Origin of the sequence: Agrobacterium sp. DSM 25558 (assembly GCF_900100825.1) — a bacterium.
In the GTDB taxonomy this organism is placed as follows: Bacteria; Pseudomonadota; Alphaproteobacteria; order Rhizobiales; family Rhizobiaceae; genus Agrobacterium.
Window position 1 is genome coordinate 28868 of record NZ_FMUD01000027.1, and the last position, 16210, is coordinate 45077.

Sequence of the window (16210 nt, forward strand, 5' to 3'; positions counted from 1 at the left end):
CCGCGCTGACCTTCGTCAGCGCGGTTTTTTTAATGGACAGTCTTCGCTTAGATCTCGCCCTGCGAGGTCACGACTCGCGAAGCGAGGCCGTAGGCTACGGCTTCTTCGGCACCCAGCCAGTAATCGCGGTCGATATCCTTGGCGATCTTTTCTTCCGTCTGGCCTGTGGCCACGGAGAAAATCCTGATCAGGCGCTTGTTCATCTTGATGATTTCGCGGGCCTGAATTTCGATATCGGATGCCATGCCGCGTGTGCCGCCGGATGGTTGGTGAAGCAGGAAGCGGGTGTTTGGCAAGCAGATACGACGCTCCTTCGGCACCGATACGTAGATCAGTGCACCGGCGGATGCGACCCAGCCCGTGCCGATGATCCACACCTTCGGCTTGATGAACTTGATCATGTCGTGAATGCTATCGCCGGATTCGACGTGGCCGCCGGGCGAATTGACGTAGACGCGGATGTCTTCATCGCTGGCAGCAGACAGCGCAACAAGCTGCGTGCAAACCTTCTGCGCCAGTTCCTGCGTGATTCCGCCATAGATGAAGATCGAACGCGACTTGAAAAGATTCGCTTCCGTTTCCTTGCCGATCGGCAGTTCCTTGCTCTTGTCGTCTTCTTCTTCGTTCATGTGACGGTCTCCAACGTATTTCATTACCTACCGGACATAGTGTGATTTGTTTCGTAAAACAATGAGCGAAAAAGGCAAGGCGCGGAACTGCTTAATAAACAGACCACCGACAAATGACGCATGGACAGCGTGTTTGCGCTTGCGATATCGTTAATGATGCAAGGTTCGAGCGGCACCCCAAGAGCCTCTCGCCCTGCCTGCAAAAAAACAAGAGGGACCGATGTTCAAAAAACTTTCACTCGCCGCTGTCGCACTCGGCGCAACCACCCTGCCCGCATTTGCGCACCTCAACCCGGAAGAGCACGGCTCGTTCATGGCCGGGTTTTCGCACCCGCTGTTCGGTGCCGATCATATTCTGGTGATGATCGCCGTGGGCATCTGGGCCGCACAGATCGCCACATCTACGGATAAGAAAAACGCGCTCCTCATCGTTCCCGCCGCATTCGTCGGCACCATGGCAATCGGATTTCTGCTGGCGCTTGGCGGCATTGAATTGCCATTCGTCGAACCGGCCATCCTCGCCTCCGTCATCGCGCTGGGTCTGCTGGTTGCCGTGGCCACACGCGTTCCCGTCAGCGCCGCTGCGGCTATCGTCGGTATCTTCGCTTTGTTCCACGGCCATGCCCATGGCGGCGAACTCGGCAGCGCGGGCGCACTTCAGTTCGGTGTTGGTTTCGTCATCGCAACCGCGCTGCTGCATGTTGCGGGCATTGCGCTGGGACTGGGCATTGCCAAGCTTGGCACAGTTGCGGCACGCATCGTTGGCGGCATGACGGCACTGGCCGGTCTTTCGCTGGTTTTTGGCGGATAACCAAGGCTTTTAACCTTACAAAAATGTAAGAAAATTCCGGCTTTTAAAAGCCGGAATTGAACCCTACGTCCTTGGTGTGCGTTTCTCGACACGCCAAGGAGGCTACCGATGTCACCAGAAGAAACCCAACTGCTGAAATCCCTGTTCGACAGGGTCAAATCCGCATCCTCCACCCCGCGCGATGCGGAAGCGGAAGCGCTGATCAATCAGGCGGTCCGAGACCAGCCCGCCTCACCTTATTATCTGGCGCAGGCCGTGATCGTTCAGGAAAAAGGGCTTGAAGCCGCAGCGGCGCATATTAGCCAGCTGGAAGAGCGTATCCGCCAGCTCGAAAGCGGAAACGGCGCGCCACAACAGGCGCAACAAGGTGGCTTCCTCAGCTCGATTTTCGGCGGTGGTCAGCAGCAAGCGCCAGCACCGACGCCTGCTCCCGCGCAGACTTATCGAAATGATACATCCGGTCAGGCACCGGGACCGTGGGGCCGCACAAACGATGCTCCGCAGCAGCCCAGTGGGCCATGGACCAACCAGCAGCCCTCCGCATTCGCACGCCCCGGTGGCAGCGGCGGTTTTCTGCAAGGTGCGCTGGGCGCGGCGGCGGGTGTTGCTGGTGGCATGTTGCTGGCCAATTCGCTGAGCGGCATCTTCTCGAACCACGTTGCCTCATCCGGCTGGGGTTCTGCCTTGGGCGGTGCGACCGGTGCCAACGCACCGGTCGAAGAAACCGTCATCAACAACTACTACGGGGATGACGAAAAGCCACAACAGGACGCTGGCAATAACGACAATCTGCAACAGGCAGATTACGACGACAGCAGTGATGATGCCGATTTTGATTCAGGCGACGGAGATTCTATCGCCTAAACTCTATATGTGATTGGGGTCAGCCGCGGCCACGATAGGTCGCGACGCCCTGCTCCGGCAGCCAGACGCCTTCGGGTGGCGCGCCTGTCTGCCAAAAGACATCGATGGGAATGCCGCCGCGCGGATACCAGTAAGCGCCGATGCGCAGCCATTTGGGCGCTAGCAGATCCACCAGCCGCTTGGCGATGTAGACCGAGCAATCCTCGTGGAACGCACCGTGATTGCGGAAGGCATGCAGGAACAGCTTCAGCGACTTGGATTCCACCAGGAACTCACCCGGAATATAATCAATGACGATATGGGCGAAATCCGGCTGGCCGGTCATCGGGCACAGCGACGTGAATTCCGGCGCGGTGAAGCGCACCACATAATCCGTGCCAGCATTGCCGTTCGGTACTTTTTCCAGAACAGCCTGTTCCGGGCTTTCGGGGGCTGCGACTTGCGCGCCCAGTTGTGACAGGCCGGAAACATCAGTGACTGACATGGTTCAAACTCCTGTTTCTTGAAACTCAACCCGAACGCCATGTGCCTGTTCGCTTTCAGGCTCCACGTGAATGGCCAGCACGGCACCGGGCACGGCATGTCTTATGGCATCTTCCAGCCGGTCGCAAATATCATGTGCCGCCCTGACCGACATAGCCGAGGGAACGACAACGTGGAAATCGATAAAGGCGACGGCCCCTGCCCTTCGGGTCTTCAGGTCGTGCACACCCAGCAGGCCAGCGGAATTTTCCGCAATCGCCTTCTTGATCGCCTCATCCTCCTCCGGCTCCACCGCACGGTCCATCAAGCCACCCAGCGAATGCAGGATAACCTTTGAGCCCTGAAACAGGATATTGATGGCAACGACGATAGCCAGAACCGGATCGAGAATGGCATAGCCGGTCAAAATCGCCAGAACGAGGCCGATCAGAACGCCACCCGAGGTGACGACATCCGACATGATGTGATGACCATCTGCCAGAAGTGCTGGCGAGGAGTGCTTCTTTCCAACCCGGATCAGCACCGTTGCCCAGATGCCATTGAGGATGCCGGCAAAAGCATTGATGGCAAGGCCTAGCGCTGGCGCATCCGGCAAGCGCGGAGCCATAAGGCCGCTCCATGCCTCGTTCACGATCAGAAGCGCCGCAACGACGATCAGTACGCCCTCGACAACAGCAGACAGATATTCCGCCTTGTGGTGGCCAAACTGGTGGTCGTCATCGGCAGGCTTTTGCGCATAGCGAATGACGAAATAGGCGATAAAGGCCGCGACCACGTTGACCGTGGATTCCAGACCATCCGACAACAGCGCAACCGAACCTGTGACCCACCATGCCAACAGCTTCAGGCAAAGCACCGTAATGGAAAACGGGATACCCCAGAAAGCAAGCTTCCTGACGAGCGCGTTACCCTGTTCGTTCATGACCTGTCTCCATGCGGTTGCGAATGAATTGCAGAATTGGACCCTAAAACGCATGAACCGCCCGCTCGGAGGTTCCAAGCAGGCGGTTCATATGTGCGGCCTCTATGATTTAAAGTGGTGGCGAGGTCAAGAGGTCAGGAAGAAACTTAATGCTGCTCGCTTTGTTCGCAAAATCGGATGCGATTGCTAAAGGGATCGGTGACCTGCATCTGCAAACCCCACGGTAATTTCTCCACGCCCGGCTTCATGAAGGTGTAGTCCTTGACCGTTAGCTCACGCTGGTATGCTTCAACACCGGATATGTTCACGAAGACATTCGAGCCCGGCGTCGCATCGCCGTGATGTCCGCTGAGGTGAAGAGAAAGTCCTGCTCTGGAAACCTGCATATACAGCGGAAAATTATCTCCGAAGCGATGTTCCCAATCCACCGAAAAACCGAGAAAGCCGACGTAAAATTCACGCGCCTTGGCTTCATCGAATATGCGGATAATGGGGCAGACCCGCGTAAACCGGATTGGCTGCTCATCACGTGCAGCAATTTTCGCGGCCAGAACATTCCAGTTATCGAAGCCAAATTGTCGCGCAACGATTTCCAGCGAACGGGAGTGGGAAATGTCGATCTCGTCTTCAATCAAGGCGGCTTTGAGCGCACGCGCCATCGCCTTTGCGTCGAGAAAATCACGCATATCATACGTCCTTCCTGTGGAGCGATCGGATCGTCAGTGCTCGCCTTGCCGACACCTTCGCTCATCAACGGTGGACGTTTGAAAGCGTGTTACGGAATACATTCACCTTACCTGTAACGGCGCGAGCGGCAGGCTGTATTCGGCCTTCCGCATTTTACCGCAGTTTCATGGTGAGGGAAAGTCGCATCACACCCGCGTCAGCAGCAACTTGATACCCGCAAAACCGAAAAACAATGCCAGCACGGTTTCGATATACCGCTTGGCGCGCTGATAGATGCGGATTGCAGGCGCAGTTGAAAACAGGAGGGCATAGCCACAGAAAATGGTGACACCCAGCAGCCCACAGCCGCCGATGATGGCAGCGAGGGTCGATGCTCCCGCGTCGGGCTTCAACCCGAGGGACATGATGGCTATCCAGCCGAGAATGGCCTTGGGGTTGGTCAAATGCAGCAGCAATCCACGACGATAGAGTTGCAGATATTCAGCCCGGCCAACCGGAGCCTCCTGCAAGACCGTTTGAGGCACGGCAGGTGAAAAGGCCGAGCGGGCGGATTTATAGGCCAGATAGAGCAGATAAAATCCACCGGCGATCTTGATGAAAAACAGCGCATTGGCGTAGGTCGCCAAAACAGCAGAGAGGCCGGTGGCCGTCAGTGTTGCCCAGAACAGCGAACCCGTGATGACGCCGATTGCCAAAACGATGGCCGGTGCCCGCCCTCGGCTCATAGCTATGCCCATGATGGTCATGTTGCTGGGGCCGGGGCTAGCCACGGCGATAATATAAGCGATGTAAACCAGTAAAAGCTGATGGAAATCGATCATTACCGCCCTGCAAACAAAAAAGCCAAATTAATCAGCCGATTAAGGCAGTTGGATTGATTTTGTCAATTCCCACATCTCAAGGCGTGGGAACGGCAACGGAAAATGTGCTGGCATCATTATGCATCCGCAGCGAGGCCGTAAGAAGCGGCGGCAACGGTGTCCACCATCCGGTTTGCAAACCCGCATACCGCAGGGCCGCTGCCGTCCATGTGTTGCAGCCGACCAGCGCGTTGAAATACCCTTCGGCTTCGAAAAATGCGTCGTCTCGACCGTATGATTGCCCCAGAAGCGGAATGGGCTTTTCCTGCGAATAAGCAAAGCTGCCGACGATGAAATCGACCAGCTTTCGGTGCTCATCGCCCGAAAGATCAAGTGACGTGACACTGGCATCCGTGACGGGGATATCTCCGGCAAGAGCGACATGCATGACCGAATTGTCGAGCGTCAGGCCTTTGAGCAGGGGAATCGGCTTCAGATCGGCCCATGTCGGTGTCTGCGTGTAGAAGGCCCGCCCACCCCAACCGAAAACGAGGTAGCGAACACCGGGATCATCGATCTCGAGATTTCCATCGCGCAGAAACGCGAATTGCGCCAGCAGCTCTGCGTCGACAGGAAGAGCGATATCGGTGTGGATGGGATTGCTGAGTACAAGGACCCGATGGGACGTGTCATCCACGACTGTCGAATGATTGCGGGTGAACGGCTTTGGCAGCAAGGTGCCAGCACCAAGGCTCGCGACAATCAAGGCCACGGCGATGCATAGATATTTGAAAATCTTCACTCTGCATCACCTGCGCGGCTTATGGAAAACGGCGGCGTTTCATAACGCCGCCGGTCGTTGTCGCGCCGCTCAGGCGGCTTTGGTCTTTGCCTTGCGCACAAGATGCGTGACCACGTTTTCGATCATCCGCATGCCGGCATCACCGCCCAGCGTCATGATCGATTCCGGGTGGAACTGAACTGCCGCAACCGGTTCCTTGGAATGCTCGATGCCCATGATCGTGCCGTCTTCGCTTTCCGCAGTGATGATAAAGTCGCGGTGAAGCGTCGTCGGATCGGCAAAGATGGAATGGTAACGACCAACCGTCACCTCCTTGCCGAGGCCGGAGAAGACCAGACCGGGTTCCAGCACGCGGATACGCGATGGCTTGCCGTGCATGGGGATGGCCAGATGGCGAAGCTCACCGCCATAGGCTTCCGCCAGCGCTTGCAGCCCAAGGCACACACCGAAGATCGGCAGATCGCGGGAACGAGCCGCCTTGATCGTCGCCTTGCAATCGAAATCGCTGGGGTTACCGGGTCCGGGAGACAGGACGACGAGGTCCGGCTGAAAGCGGTCGAATACTTCCGCCGCCACCGGCGAACGTACCGTCGAAACGGTTGCGCCCGTCTGGCGGAAGTAGTTGGCCAGCGTGTGCACGAAGCTGTCTTCGTGGTCCACCAGCAGAATTTTGACGCCGGTGCCAACCTTGGCCGAATCCCGCTGCGTTGCCGCGGAGTTCTGGCCCTTCGCATCACGGATGGCTGAAATCATGGCGGATGCCTTCAGTTCGGTTTCGGCTTCTTCTTCCTGCGGGTTGGAATCGTTGAGCAACGTTGCCCCTGCCCGCACTTCAGCAATACCGTCCTTGATGCGGATGGTGCGCAAGGTCATGCCGGTGTTCATATCGCCGTTGAAGCCAACCATGCCGATGGCACCGCCATACCAAACGCGCGAGCTCTTTTCGTGGGCTTCAATAAAGCGCATGGCCCAGAGTTTTGGCGCACCTGTTACGGTAACCGCCCAGGCGTGGGACAGGAACCCGTCAAACGCGTCCATGTCATCGCGCAAGCGGCCTTCGATATGGTCCACGGTGTGGATGAGGCGTGAATACATCTCGATCTGGCGACGACCGATGACCTTAACCGAGCCCGGCTCGCACACGCGGCTTTTGTCGTTGCGGTCCACATCCGAACACATCGTCAGTTCGGATTCGTCCTTCTTGGAATTCAGCAGCTTGAGAATCTGCTCGCTATCGGCAATCGGGTCTTCACCACGCTTGATGGTGCCGGAAATCGGGCATGTCTCGATGCGCCGACCGGAGACGCGCACGAACATTTCCGGCGATGCGCCGACCAGATATTCCTGATGGCCAAGATTGATGAAGAAGGAATATGGCGACGGATTAATGGCTTTCAAACGGCGCGAGATGGCCGAGGGATTGCTGTCGCAACGCTCCATGAACTTCTGTCCTGGCACGACCTCGAACAGGTCGCCACGACGGAAGCTTTCCTTGGCTTTCGTCACCAGTTCGGAATATTCGCCGGGGTGATGATCGCCGCGCGGCGGAATGGTGTCCGTCTTCACGAACGGCTCTGGCGCGATGTCCTGCGTCTTGCCATGCGTTGTTACGCCGTCCTTTTCGAAGTCATAGCGATCGATCCAGGCCTTTGCCGAGTGGTGATCCACCACGAGAATTTCATCCGGCAGAAACAGCACCATATCGCGCTGATCTTCCGGGCGTTCCAGCGAAAGCTTGATGGCATCGAACTGGAAGGCCAGATCATAACCAAACGCGCCGAACAGACCGATGGCCGCATCAGCGCTGGAATAAAACAGATCAACGATGGCGCGCAGCGCCGTGAAGACGGTTGGTATCTTCGAGCGCTCTTCCTCGGTGAAGACGCGGTCGGGCTCGTTCACGACTAGGTCCAGACGGCGGGCGGTGGACGTGCCAAGCGTCAGATCCGGCGTCGTTTTCAGCTTTTGCGTGATAAACGTCAGCAGCGCTTCGCCGCGACCATTATAGGCTTCGATCCACATGGTGCGGCCGAAACAGGAAATGCCGAGCGGCGGATCGATGATGGCCGTGTCCCAACGCGTGTAGCGACCGGGATATTCGTAATTGGATGAAAACACTGCGCCACGACGTTCATCGAGGCCGGTTACATAGCTGTCGATAGCCGTTGCATAGTCGGCAGCACGGCGCTGGCGCGTGACTTTGACGCCGCCTCTGGTCTCGTAAGTTTCCGACCCGTCATCCTGAATAATCGTTACCATCTATTCCGCTTCCCGTTTCTAAAGCCCGATGACAGGCGGCATAATAACAAAAAAGCCGCCTGAAAATTCGGGCGGCTTGGACTTAGTCAAAGGACATGGGTGCTCAAGGCCGCGTAAAGCTGCCCCACCACCAGATTGCAATGTTCTTCGACTGTGTGTTCATGGTGCAAATTGTTAGCCGCAAGCGCGGGCGATGGCAAGCGGATTTGAACCGAAAGACTGTTGAAACGTTGTGGGTCTGCCGCAACGGGGGAACGAACGGTCACATGCTTCATCGTCTCATGATAGTCGCAGCCAGCGCGCTGCTGATCGCCGCCTCGCAACCGCCACAGGATGTGCCGGTGCCGCAACCCAAACCGGAACAGCAGGACACGACGCCAACGCCAACGCCTGCACCTGCGGAAACGAAAAAGGACGGGCAGCAGCCTGCTCAACCGCCCGCAGAGAACACCGTGCCAAAGCCCGAAGAAAAACCCGCACCCGCGGCAAAAACGGATGAACCCAAAAAAGAAGAAGAGAAAAAGCCGGAAGAGCCACCAAGAGAGCCGGTAAAGGCAGAAAACCCCGAAGAGCTGAAGGCCTGCCTTAGCGAACTGAAAGAACTGGGTGCCGAGTTCAAGGAGCTTCCACCCATACCTGGCGAAGAGGACGGCTGCGGCATCGCTTCGCCTATGGAGCTATCGACGGTGATCCCCGGTATAAAGCTGGAACCGGAAGGCACGATGCGGTGTGAAGCAGCCCTTGCGCTCTCGCGCTGGACCAAGAACGTCGTGGTGCCTACGGCAAAAATTGCGCTTCCCGGCAAAAACGTTACCGCCTTCGGCAATGCCTCGACCTATGTCTGCCGCAACCGCAACAGCGCAGAAACCGGCAAGATTTCCGAGCACGCCAAAGGCAGCGCGGTGGATATCGCGACCATGACGTTCGACAAGGGCGAACCGTTGGTGATGAAGCCACGCGGCGAAGACGGCACCATGGAAGGCGCTTTCCAGCGCACCATCACCACCGCCGCCTGCCTCTTCTTCCGCACCGTCCTCTCCCCCGGCAGCGACGCCACCCACCAGGACCACCTGCATCTGGATGTTCTGGAACGCAAGGGCGGATATTTGTACTGCCGGTGAAACAGAAAATGGCGGAGCTTGAGGCTCCGCCATTGTTTGATCAACCAACTCTGATCAGAATGTTTTGGTCAAAGAAATCTTGAAGCTGCGTCCAGGCTCGGAATAATAGGCCATCGGCTGAGTGCCACCGGTGCGCGCTGTCGAGTAATCGTAATAAGTCTTGTCAAAGACGTTATAGATACCGGTATTTATTTTCAAACCCTTGGCCTGTTCCGGCTCCCACCACGCCGTTAGATCGACGATACCGTATCCAGGTGTTTTCAGATAGGTAATGCTGCTTGTAGGGCCAGCAATAGCGGTAATCGTCTGACCCCGGGCTTCTCTCACTCCGATCCAGTCCAGACCGATGCCCCAGGTTTCCTGATCATAGGACGTGCCGATCACCACCTTAAGCGGGGCGACAGACTTCAGGAACGAGCCGTCATCAAGGTTTTTACCGTTGGCATAGGCAAGCCCTGCTTTGAGACCGAAACCGTTATCGAAGCGCTTGTGGGCAGAAACTTCTGCGCCGTAGATACGTGCGCGGTCTATATTTACGCTGCGCGTCACACCACGTGGGTAAAGTGCTGGATTGATGCCTGCCGCTATCTGATCGGCTACGGTAAGGTCTCTGGTTTCGATGAAGTTGTTGTAGCGATTGTAGAAGAGATTGATCCGCCCGCCAAAATCGTCGCTACCGAGCTTGGTGCCGACCTCAAAACCATTGCTGGTCTCCGATTCCAGGTTGGGGTTTCCTGCGCGTAGATATGTGCCTGGCCCACCAAACGACGCATAAAGTTCACCGCTGGTGGGCGCGCGGAATCCCATGGCCCACTGTCCGTAAACTTCCATCTGGTCATTTACATCGTAGCTCGCGCGGATTTTCGGCGAAATAGCAGTGTCACTGAAACCATTTGGGAAACTCGGATTGCTGGCATTACGCGCAAATTCGGCTGTCATCTTGGGTGTATGCTCGACCCAGTCAAATCGGACACCTGGATTAAGCGAAAAACCACTTGAACCGAATTCGATAAGATCATCGAGGTAAAAGCCAATACGGTTAGTGTCGACCTTCGGCGTATCGGCCTGATTGGTATGGAGGTTAGAGCAGGCTGACGGTCTAGGCAGAATGGTTGAGCAATTATCAATACCCTCAGAATATTGCTCGGCAAATCCCGTATAAAGGTCGTAACCAAAGACGAAACGATGGCTGAGATCACCCGTCGTAAAGTTTTTTTCAGCCGTACCGATCAGTCCGAAACCGTTCTGCTCATAATCGTTCGAGCGTGTGATCGGACCTACGAGCGTGTTGGAGGCCGTGGGAAACCGTGTGGCATCGTAGCCGTTTATCTTGACCTGCTTCTGCCAGTACAAAGATGCAGTGGCTGCATCCAGCAACGCATCTGATGCGATTGCCTCATACTTGTAATCGAGCGAAACACGATCGCGCTCAGATCCTTCATCCCCTGTGTAATTTCCGGGTCTGTAATTTCCAGTCGCTGACAAAAGCGTACGGGGATCAATATCCTTGTCTAGATAGAAGCGTTCGGCCGTAAGCCCTATCATATGGCCTCCATCAAGCTCCTGGCGCAGCTTGAACAGAAGATTATACTGATTGTAGTCTGACGGATCGGCCTTGGTTCGAGTGGTGCTATAACTATCGACGGTTCCCTGATTGTCGCGTTCATGGCCCTTTTTATAAGACCCCTGAAATAGAATGGAGGTATTTTCTATTTTGGAGGCAACTGCCGCAGATGGTGTGAAGCTTCGATCCATACTGTCATAGGTAAACTTGGTGATTCCACCCCAATTGCGTCCCTCGCCAATTAGGTCTTGTGGCTCCAGCGTGCGGATTGCCAGTACACCGCCGAGGGCACCCGGGCCTGCTCGACTGGAATCCGCGCCGCGGACGACATCAACTGCAGAAAGTGATGAGAAATCAAATGTATCGAGACCGCCCGTCGCGCTTCTCGTTGCATCCGAAAGAAAGGTCAGAGGGATGCCGTCCACGGTCGTCAGGACACGGGAATCTTCGAGCCCGCGAATGTTGACAGACCCAGTCGAGCGGTTGAACGAAACGCCGGGCTCCTGCGTACGACCTAGATCGGCAATGCTGGTAATTTGCTTTCGCGCTATTTGTGTTGCAGTCGTCTCCGTGGCCAGCGGAGTATCCGCCACGCTTCCAGGAGTGACCCTCTTGCCCTTCACCACGATCCGTTCCAGCACCGTGCTATCGCCGGACGCGGAGGCATCCTGAGCATACGCCGTAGGATTCGTTGTTAGAAGGACCATGGCTGTGCAGACCAGCAACGCGGATTGAGAACCTCGGATTGTCATCGTAACCCCCTGAATGCAAGCGCACAAAAGCACGCGGCAACACGAGGTGCCGTCGCAATGTGGCTTGATAAATACCCTTAATTTTTACGGCCCCGCCGTGGGCAGAGAACTATAAAACATGAGTATTGGAGTCAATTAATAAAACATGATTTTTAATATCACCTTTAGCGCGCTTATGTTGCGTTGCAGAAATGTGACAAACGCTGCCTAGAACGCAAACGCCTCTCTACGCATCACAGGTTGCAATCAAAAATAGGAAATTTGAATATTCTTCGATTAATGGTGAATTTCGAAGAAATAGGCCCGACAAGACCATATTTTCCGGCACTTTGAGCGATTATTTTAGAAAATTCGATGATTCCGGTTATCGAAAGCGCAAAACACGCAAAAACCGTCATTCTCGCCACCTCGATTCGAAGCAAAACCCCTGCAATTAAAGTCGTTAACGAGGAACTACACTCAAAATAAAGGGTGGAATTTCCGGGGAATTGGTATATTTCTCACCGTTAACATATTAGTTTCCTCATGAACGAAACCACTGATGATTACGCTCGAACGACAATCGATACTGAGTCAGGAGATATCGGCTGCCGACAGCCGTCCTCGTTGGATGCAGGTTGTTCAGGGCGTGGCAAAAGAGTTCGGATACTCCTATGCAAGTCTGATGCGGGTTCCGCGTCCGGAAGAACAGCTTCTTGCCACCGCTCTCGTTGAGACAACGCTGCCGATCCGCTTCGTTCGCGAGTTCGATGAGATGCGTTTGCTCGGCCTCTGCCCTGTGCTGCCGAAGATAAAGCATTCCGTCATGCCGCAATCCTGGTCATTGAGTGACCTCGATACGGGACAGCCGGAAGTTTTGCCAATCGTTGAACTGCTGAACCAGTTCGGCATTGCCAACGGCCTTATCATTCCAACGAATTCGTTGAACGGCGACCGTCATCTGATGCGGTTCGACGGCAAATGCGATCTTCCGTCTCAGATTGCGCTGAATGAAATCGGGATGATCGCTCTTCATGCTTTCGACGCTTACGAGCAGATGCGCCGGTCAGAAATGGTCGCGCCGCGTATGCTGACGAAGCGGGAACTCGAAGTCATTCACTGGACTTCACAAGGCAAGACATCGGCAGAGATCGGCAAGATCCTGTCGCTCTCCGACCACACGATCAATGCCTATCTGAACAACGCGATCCGCAAACTCGATTGCGTCAACCGCACGCAACTCGTGGCCAAGTCTATCCGCTTGAAGCTGATCGGCTGACACTGCCTCACGACGTGCCAGCCGGTCTGATCAGCGGTCCAGCACGGACCTCAGTTCGACGAGGTTCGAACGCACTCTCAGAACATAAAAGCCCATGGTCGCCAGGTGCGACGGCATGATCCATCCGCCTTCATCACCGTTGGAAATAATCATCGGCTGAATGCGCAGAGCCGCACGTGTCTGCGACAGCGTGTCGTTCCACAGGCTGGTCAGGTTGCGTTCGCGGATAACCTGCGAGAAATCGTCACCAGCGGCAGCGAGAATGCCGTAGTAACCGTAGAGCTGACCATAGGCGAACCAGAAGCGGTCATCCGCCCGGGTGTCGAACCAGCCGCCATTGTAGTTTTCAGAACGCTCGCGCAGGATGGCGGAAGTTCCGCCTATGTCGTTGGCGATGCGGTCGATGAACTGGATAAGGTTGTCGGCGCGACCATCGAAGACGGAATTGCACTGCGAGAGACTGGCGTTGAATTTGCGAAGGCTTTCCGCCGCCGAACGATAATAGCTCGGGCTCGGCGTCTTCGGGCCAAACGGGTTGAGACCGAAATACCAGGAATATTCATCGAACTGAAGATTGCCGCGTGCGCTCTGCAGATTGCCATCGACACCAGAGGTGCCACGAACGCGACCAAGCGAGTCGACCAGCTCCACCGATGTGCGGCGCACAGCCTGGTTGACACCGCGCTGGAACGACGCCTTGTTATCCAGAAACGGCGTGCTATCCCAGTCCATGCCGAACAGACCTAGGCGATACAGCAGCATCGATGAAATCCATGCGTTCTGATCGACGTTATAATCGATGAGGCCCGCAGACACATCGACGATCGCAGAACTTTGGCAGCTTTTGGCGGCAGCAACAGCGGGAGCCGGTTCAGTGGAGGATGCCGAAGGTGCGGCCGCAGTCGGGGCCGGAGCTGGCAGTTCCTGACCTGCACCCAATGTGCGTTCAGAGAACTTGTAATCATTGACGTAGTCTGGATTGAAGTTCGTCCAAACCTGCGTTTGCCAGAAGAAATAGCCATAAAGGCCAACGAACAGCACCAGCACTGCGGCAAGGGGAACCTTGATGAAACCGTCGCGGTTCTTGTACCAGCCATGTCCGGCACGGAAAGGCCAGAACAGCCAAGCGATCACGAGAGAGGCACCTCTTCCAAGCGCTGCGAAAATGCGCTTGAAAAACGCGATAACCGGATCGAGCATCGTTCAACTCTCCTTAGCGAATAGACCCCTGCAATCATCATTGATTGTCAGAAGAGCCCATGCCTGACTTCACTGGCGGGAGCGTCCCCTACGCATGTAAACAGCGTATGACACCCCAGCGCGACAAGACCGCCCAACCGGCACTGCGGACAGGCTGCCTTTCACATATGGTGCCACTGTCCCCGATACAACGGATGAGGGCGAGATTTCCCGCAATGCTTGTTCAGCCAGCCGCACTGGACGTGAGCTCGCGGCGGCGAAGAAGCGCTTCGTCTGCCCGGTGTTTTCGTGTCTGGATATCCTGCAAAGTAACGAACCCCTGACCATGCAGGGTCAAAAGCTCGTCGAAAATGCCAAGCGGCATAGGCGCTTCGTCCCCTTCTGCGGTGGGGGACTGGGACTGAGCATCCGCCAAAAGCGGCTCCAGCGAACCGAACGCCGCGTCATAAAGATGGATGCACCGCTCAGCCTCGATGTTGAGTTTATTGAGCAGCAGCGCGTGCATGGAAATTTCGTCATTCAGTAAATCGATCACATTGACCAGCAGGATAGCCTGATGATTCAATACCTCGTGCCGGGCGTTCAGCCTCTTGCGCTCCGACAACACCGTCTCGCGCTGTGCTGCGGCTTCCGCTTCCTCGGCTTTCCACTGATCCAGACGAGTCTCGTCCCGCGCATCACTGATCTTGCGTTGAAGCGTGGCCAGCGAAGCGGCAAGCGCCTTGTCCTTTTGTCTCGCCTCATCCATGTCAGAAACAATGCCGCGGCGAGTTTCCATGCTGGTAACAAGGTTTGGCTCGACTGTGGAGCGCAACGCTGTTGCCTGCTCTTTCCGGGCCTGAAGCAAGCCGTGAACGACGGCAGCCTCCAGAAGAATTGCGTTCAAGCTATCGGCAATGACCAGCTTTCGCGCACGCACGGTCTTGAAGGAACCGACCGCCCGTCGCTTGAAAAATGAAAAGAATTTCTCGGAACGCGTGACGTCATCGACCCTGTCGAAGGCCGCATAGGCGGCGTCGGTTCGCACACCAATACCATTGACGAATGCCAGGATACGATCCTGGAATTTTGCTTCCAATATCTGCAATTCGGCAAATTGAGCGGTTTGCGGTATGAAGGCCTCTTCCGAGGTTCCTTCTGGAACCACCACCAGGGTCTGAGCCATCAGCGATGACAGATTTTGCACAGCAATCGCGTCGGCTCTTGCCTGCTCGATTTCACTGTCAAAAGACGGCAATCTCGCCATGAAACATCGTCCCCCGAATCGATTGATGGCAAAAGGCCACCCATATAAATATGCGCGACCTTTTCTCAATGCGAGAGATGTAATGAAGTGGCATTCAGAGTTCGAGTTTGCTGATCTCTGCACCCAGTCTCTCACGCGCCAATTCGCTTCAGCCCTTCACAGCTTCGACCCAATGACGGCGGCAGAAGGACACATATTTTTCATTGCCACCGACATCGATCTGCGCACCTTCCTTGACGACGTTACCCTCTGAATCGAAACGGGCGACCATGGAGGCCTTGCGTCCGCAGTGGCAGATGGTGCGGATTTCGCGCAGCTCATCGGCAATGGCCAGCAGTTCCTTTGATGCCGGGAAAAGCTTGCCCTGAAAATCCGTGCGCAAACCATAAGCCATGACCGGAATACCCAGGGCATCGGCAATGCTGGCCAGTTGCCAGACGTGATGCTCCGACAGGAAATTGGCCTCATCGATGAAGACGCAGGCAACCGGCTCTTCGGCATGCAGCCGCTGCACTTCCGAGAAGATATCCGTCGTGTTATCGAACACCAGCGCATCGGAAGACAGGCCAATGCGGGACGCAACCTTGCCGACACCGGCGCGACTATCGAAGGCCGCCGTAAAGATGAGTGTGCGCATGCCGCGCTCGTGGTAATTATAGGACGCCTGCAACAGCATGGTGGATTTCCCGGCATTCATTGCCGCATAATTGAAATAGAGCTTGGCCATCATGCCCTCCGGGTCCTGTGTTGCAGGCCTTTTGCAGGGTGGGCGGTGCCAAGGGCAAGAGCGGGACGACGAAAAACACAGCTTT

At 55.8% G+C, this 16210-nt stretch carries 15 protein-coding genes; 4 read left to right on the forward strand and 11 right to left on the reverse strand.

Going from position 1 to position 16210, the window contains the following annotated elements; all coding sequences use genetic code 11:
- Positions 1–47 precede the first annotated feature (47 nt).
- Positions 48–629, reverse strand: a complete 582-nt coding sequence (locus tag DSM25558_RS20125) for an ATP-dependent Clp protease proteolytic subunit (RefSeq protein ID WP_077106469.1) — start codon at positions 627–629, stop codon at positions 48–50.
- Positions 630–849: 220 nt separating this feature from the next.
- Between DSM25558_RS20125 and DSM25558_RS20130 the strand changes: the two genes are divergently transcribed.
- Together DSM25558_RS20130 and DSM25558_RS20135 are read left to right on the forward strand one after the other, a co-directional pair.
- Positions 850–1440: a HupE/UreJ family protein gene (locus tag DSM25558_RS20130; protein WP_077106470.1), complete on the forward strand. Its 591-nt coding sequence runs from the start codon at positions 850–852 to the stop codon at positions 1438–1440.
- A 108-nt stretch (positions 1441–1548) separates the two neighbouring features.
- On the forward strand, positions 1549–2304 hold the full coding sequence (locus tag DSM25558_RS20135; RefSeq protein ID WP_077106471.1) for a DUF2076 domain-containing protein: 756 nt from the start codon (positions 1549–1551) through the stop codon (positions 2302–2304).
- 19 nt (positions 2305–2323) lie between these two features.
- Here the strand turns inward: DSM25558_RS20135 and queF are convergent, their stop codons facing one another.
- The 6 genes from queF to DSM25558_RS20165 form a co-directional block, all read right to left on the reverse strand.
- Positions 2324–2788: a preQ(1) synthase gene (gene queF / locus DSM25558_RS20140; RefSeq protein WP_077106472.1), complete on the reverse strand. Its 465-nt coding sequence runs from the start codon at positions 2786–2788 to the stop codon at positions 2324–2326.
- Between the two features lie 3 nt (positions 2789–2791).
- Positions 2792–3709, reverse strand: a complete 918-nt coding sequence (locus DSM25558_RS20145) for a cation diffusion facilitator family transporter (protein WP_077106473.1) — start codon at positions 3707–3709, stop codon at positions 2792–2794.
- Between the two features lie 146 nt (positions 3710–3855).
- Complete coding sequence (locus DSM25558_RS20150; protein ID WP_077106474.1) at positions 3856–4395, reverse strand: glyoxalase superfamily protein; 540 nt, start codon at positions 4393–4395, stop codon at positions 3856–3858.
- A 186-nt stretch (positions 4396–4581) separates the two neighbouring features.
- Positions 4582–5217 (reverse strand): LysE family translocator, encoded by a 636-nt coding sequence (locus tag DSM25558_RS20155; protein WP_077106475.1) that lies wholly within the window; start codon positions 5215–5217, stop codon positions 4582–4584.
- 76 nt (positions 5218–5293) lie between these two features.
- Positions 5294–5998, reverse strand: a complete 705-nt coding sequence (locus tag DSM25558_RS20160) for a TIGR02117 family protein (RefSeq protein ID WP_077106476.1) — start codon at positions 5996–5998, stop codon at positions 5294–5296.
- 69 nt (positions 5999–6067) lie between these two features.
- Positions 6068–8257, reverse strand: coding sequence for an anthranilate synthase (locus tag DSM25558_RS20165; protein WP_077106477.1), 2190 nt, complete (start codon positions 8255–8257; stop codon positions 6068–6070).
- Between the two features lie 266 nt (positions 8258–8523).
- Between DSM25558_RS20165 and DSM25558_RS20170 the strand changes: the two genes are divergently transcribed.
- Positions 8524–9378, forward strand: a complete 855-nt coding sequence (locus DSM25558_RS20170) for an extensin-like domain-containing protein (RefSeq protein ID WP_077106517.1) — start codon at positions 8524–8526, stop codon at positions 9376–9378.
- 54 nt (positions 9379–9432) lie between these two features.
- Here the strand turns inward: DSM25558_RS20170 and DSM25558_RS20175 are convergent, their stop codons facing one another.
- Entirely contained in the window at positions 9433–11583 is a 2151-nt protein-coding gene (locus DSM25558_RS20175; protein WP_371480283.1) for a TonB-dependent hemoglobin/transferrin/lactoferrin family receptor, read from the reverse strand.
- 652 nt (positions 11584–12235) lie between these two features.
- Here DSM25558_RS20175 and DSM25558_RS20180 point away from each other — a divergent pair.
- Positions 12236–12952: a helix-turn-helix transcriptional regulator gene (locus DSM25558_RS20180; protein WP_077106479.1), complete on the forward strand. Its 717-nt coding sequence runs from the start codon at positions 12236–12238 to the stop codon at positions 12950–12952.
- A 30-nt stretch (positions 12953–12982) separates the two neighbouring features.
- Here DSM25558_RS20180 and DSM25558_RS20185 read toward each other — a convergent pair whose 3' ends face one another.
- The 3 genes from DSM25558_RS20185 to DSM25558_RS20195 all read right to left on the reverse strand — a co-directional run bounded on the left by DSM25558_RS20185 (position 12983) and on the right by DSM25558_RS20195 (position 16125).
- The gene (locus DSM25558_RS20185) at positions 12983–14152 is read right to left on the reverse strand and encodes a DUF2333 family protein (RefSeq protein ID WP_077106480.1); all 1170 of its coding nucleotides are present in this window, start codon (positions 14150–14152) and stop codon (positions 12983–12985) included.
- A 223-nt stretch (positions 14153–14375) separates the two neighbouring features.
- Entirely contained in the window at positions 14376–15398 is a 1023-nt protein-coding gene (locus tag DSM25558_RS20190; RefSeq protein WP_077106481.1) for a hypothetical protein, read from the reverse strand.
- 148 nt (positions 15399–15546) lie between these two features.
- Complete coding sequence (locus tag DSM25558_RS20195; protein ID WP_077106482.1) at positions 15547–16125, reverse strand: thymidine kinase; 579 nt, start codon at positions 16123–16125, stop codon at positions 15547–15549.
- Between the last annotated feature and the right edge of the window lie 85 nt (positions 16126–16210).

Excerpts from the sequence above, each read along its gene's own strand:
- DSM25558_RS20125 (WP_077106469.1), bottom strand. The coding sequence starts at position 629 with ATGAACGAAGAAGAAGACGACAAGAGCAAGGAACTGCCGATCGGCAAG.
- DSM25558_RS20130 (WP_077106470.1), top strand. The coding sequence starts at position 850 with ATGTTCAAAAAACTTTCACTCGCCGCTGTCGCACTCGGCGCAACCACC.
- DSM25558_RS20135 (WP_077106471.1), top strand. The coding sequence starts at position 1,549 with ATGTCACCAGAAGAAACCCAACTGCTGAAATCCCTGTTCGACAGGGTC.
- queF (WP_077106472.1), bottom strand. The coding sequence starts at position 2,788 with ATGTCAGTCACTGATGTTTCCGGCCTGTCACAACTGGGCGCGCAAGTC.
- DSM25558_RS20145 (WP_077106473.1), bottom strand. The coding sequence starts at position 3,709 with ATGAACGAACAGGGTAACGCGCTCGTCAGGAAGCTTGCTTTCTGGGGT.
- DSM25558_RS20150 (WP_077106474.1), bottom strand. The coding sequence starts at position 4,395 with ATGCGTGATTTTCTCGACGCAAAGGCGATGGCGCGTGCGCTCAAAGCC.
- DSM25558_RS20155 (WP_077106475.1), bottom strand. The coding sequence starts at position 5,217 with ATGATCGATTTCCATCAGCTTTTACTGGTTTACATCGCTTATATTATC.
- DSM25558_RS20165 (WP_077106477.1), bottom strand. The coding sequence starts at position 8,257 with ATGGTAACGATTATTCAGGATGACGGGTCGGAAACTTACGAGACCAGA.
- DSM25558_RS20170 (WP_077106517.1), top strand. The coding sequence starts at position 8,524 with ATGCTTCATCGTCTCATGATAGTCGCAGCCAGCGCGCTGCTGATCGCC.
- DSM25558_RS20180 (WP_077106479.1), top strand. The coding sequence starts at position 12,236 with ATGATTACGCTCGAACGACAATCGATACTGAGTCAGGAGATATCGGCT.
- DSM25558_RS20185 (WP_077106480.1), bottom strand. The coding sequence starts at position 14,152 with ATGCTCGATCCGGTTATCGCGTTTTTCAAGCGCATTTTCGCAGCGCTT.
- DSM25558_RS20190 (WP_077106481.1), bottom strand. The coding sequence starts at position 15,398 with ATGGCGAGATTGCCGTCTTTTGACAGTGAAATCGAGCAGGCAAGAGCC.
- DSM25558_RS20195 (WP_077106482.1), bottom strand. The coding sequence starts at position 16,125 with ATGGCCAAGCTCTATTTCAATTATGCGGCAATGAATGCCGGGAAATCC.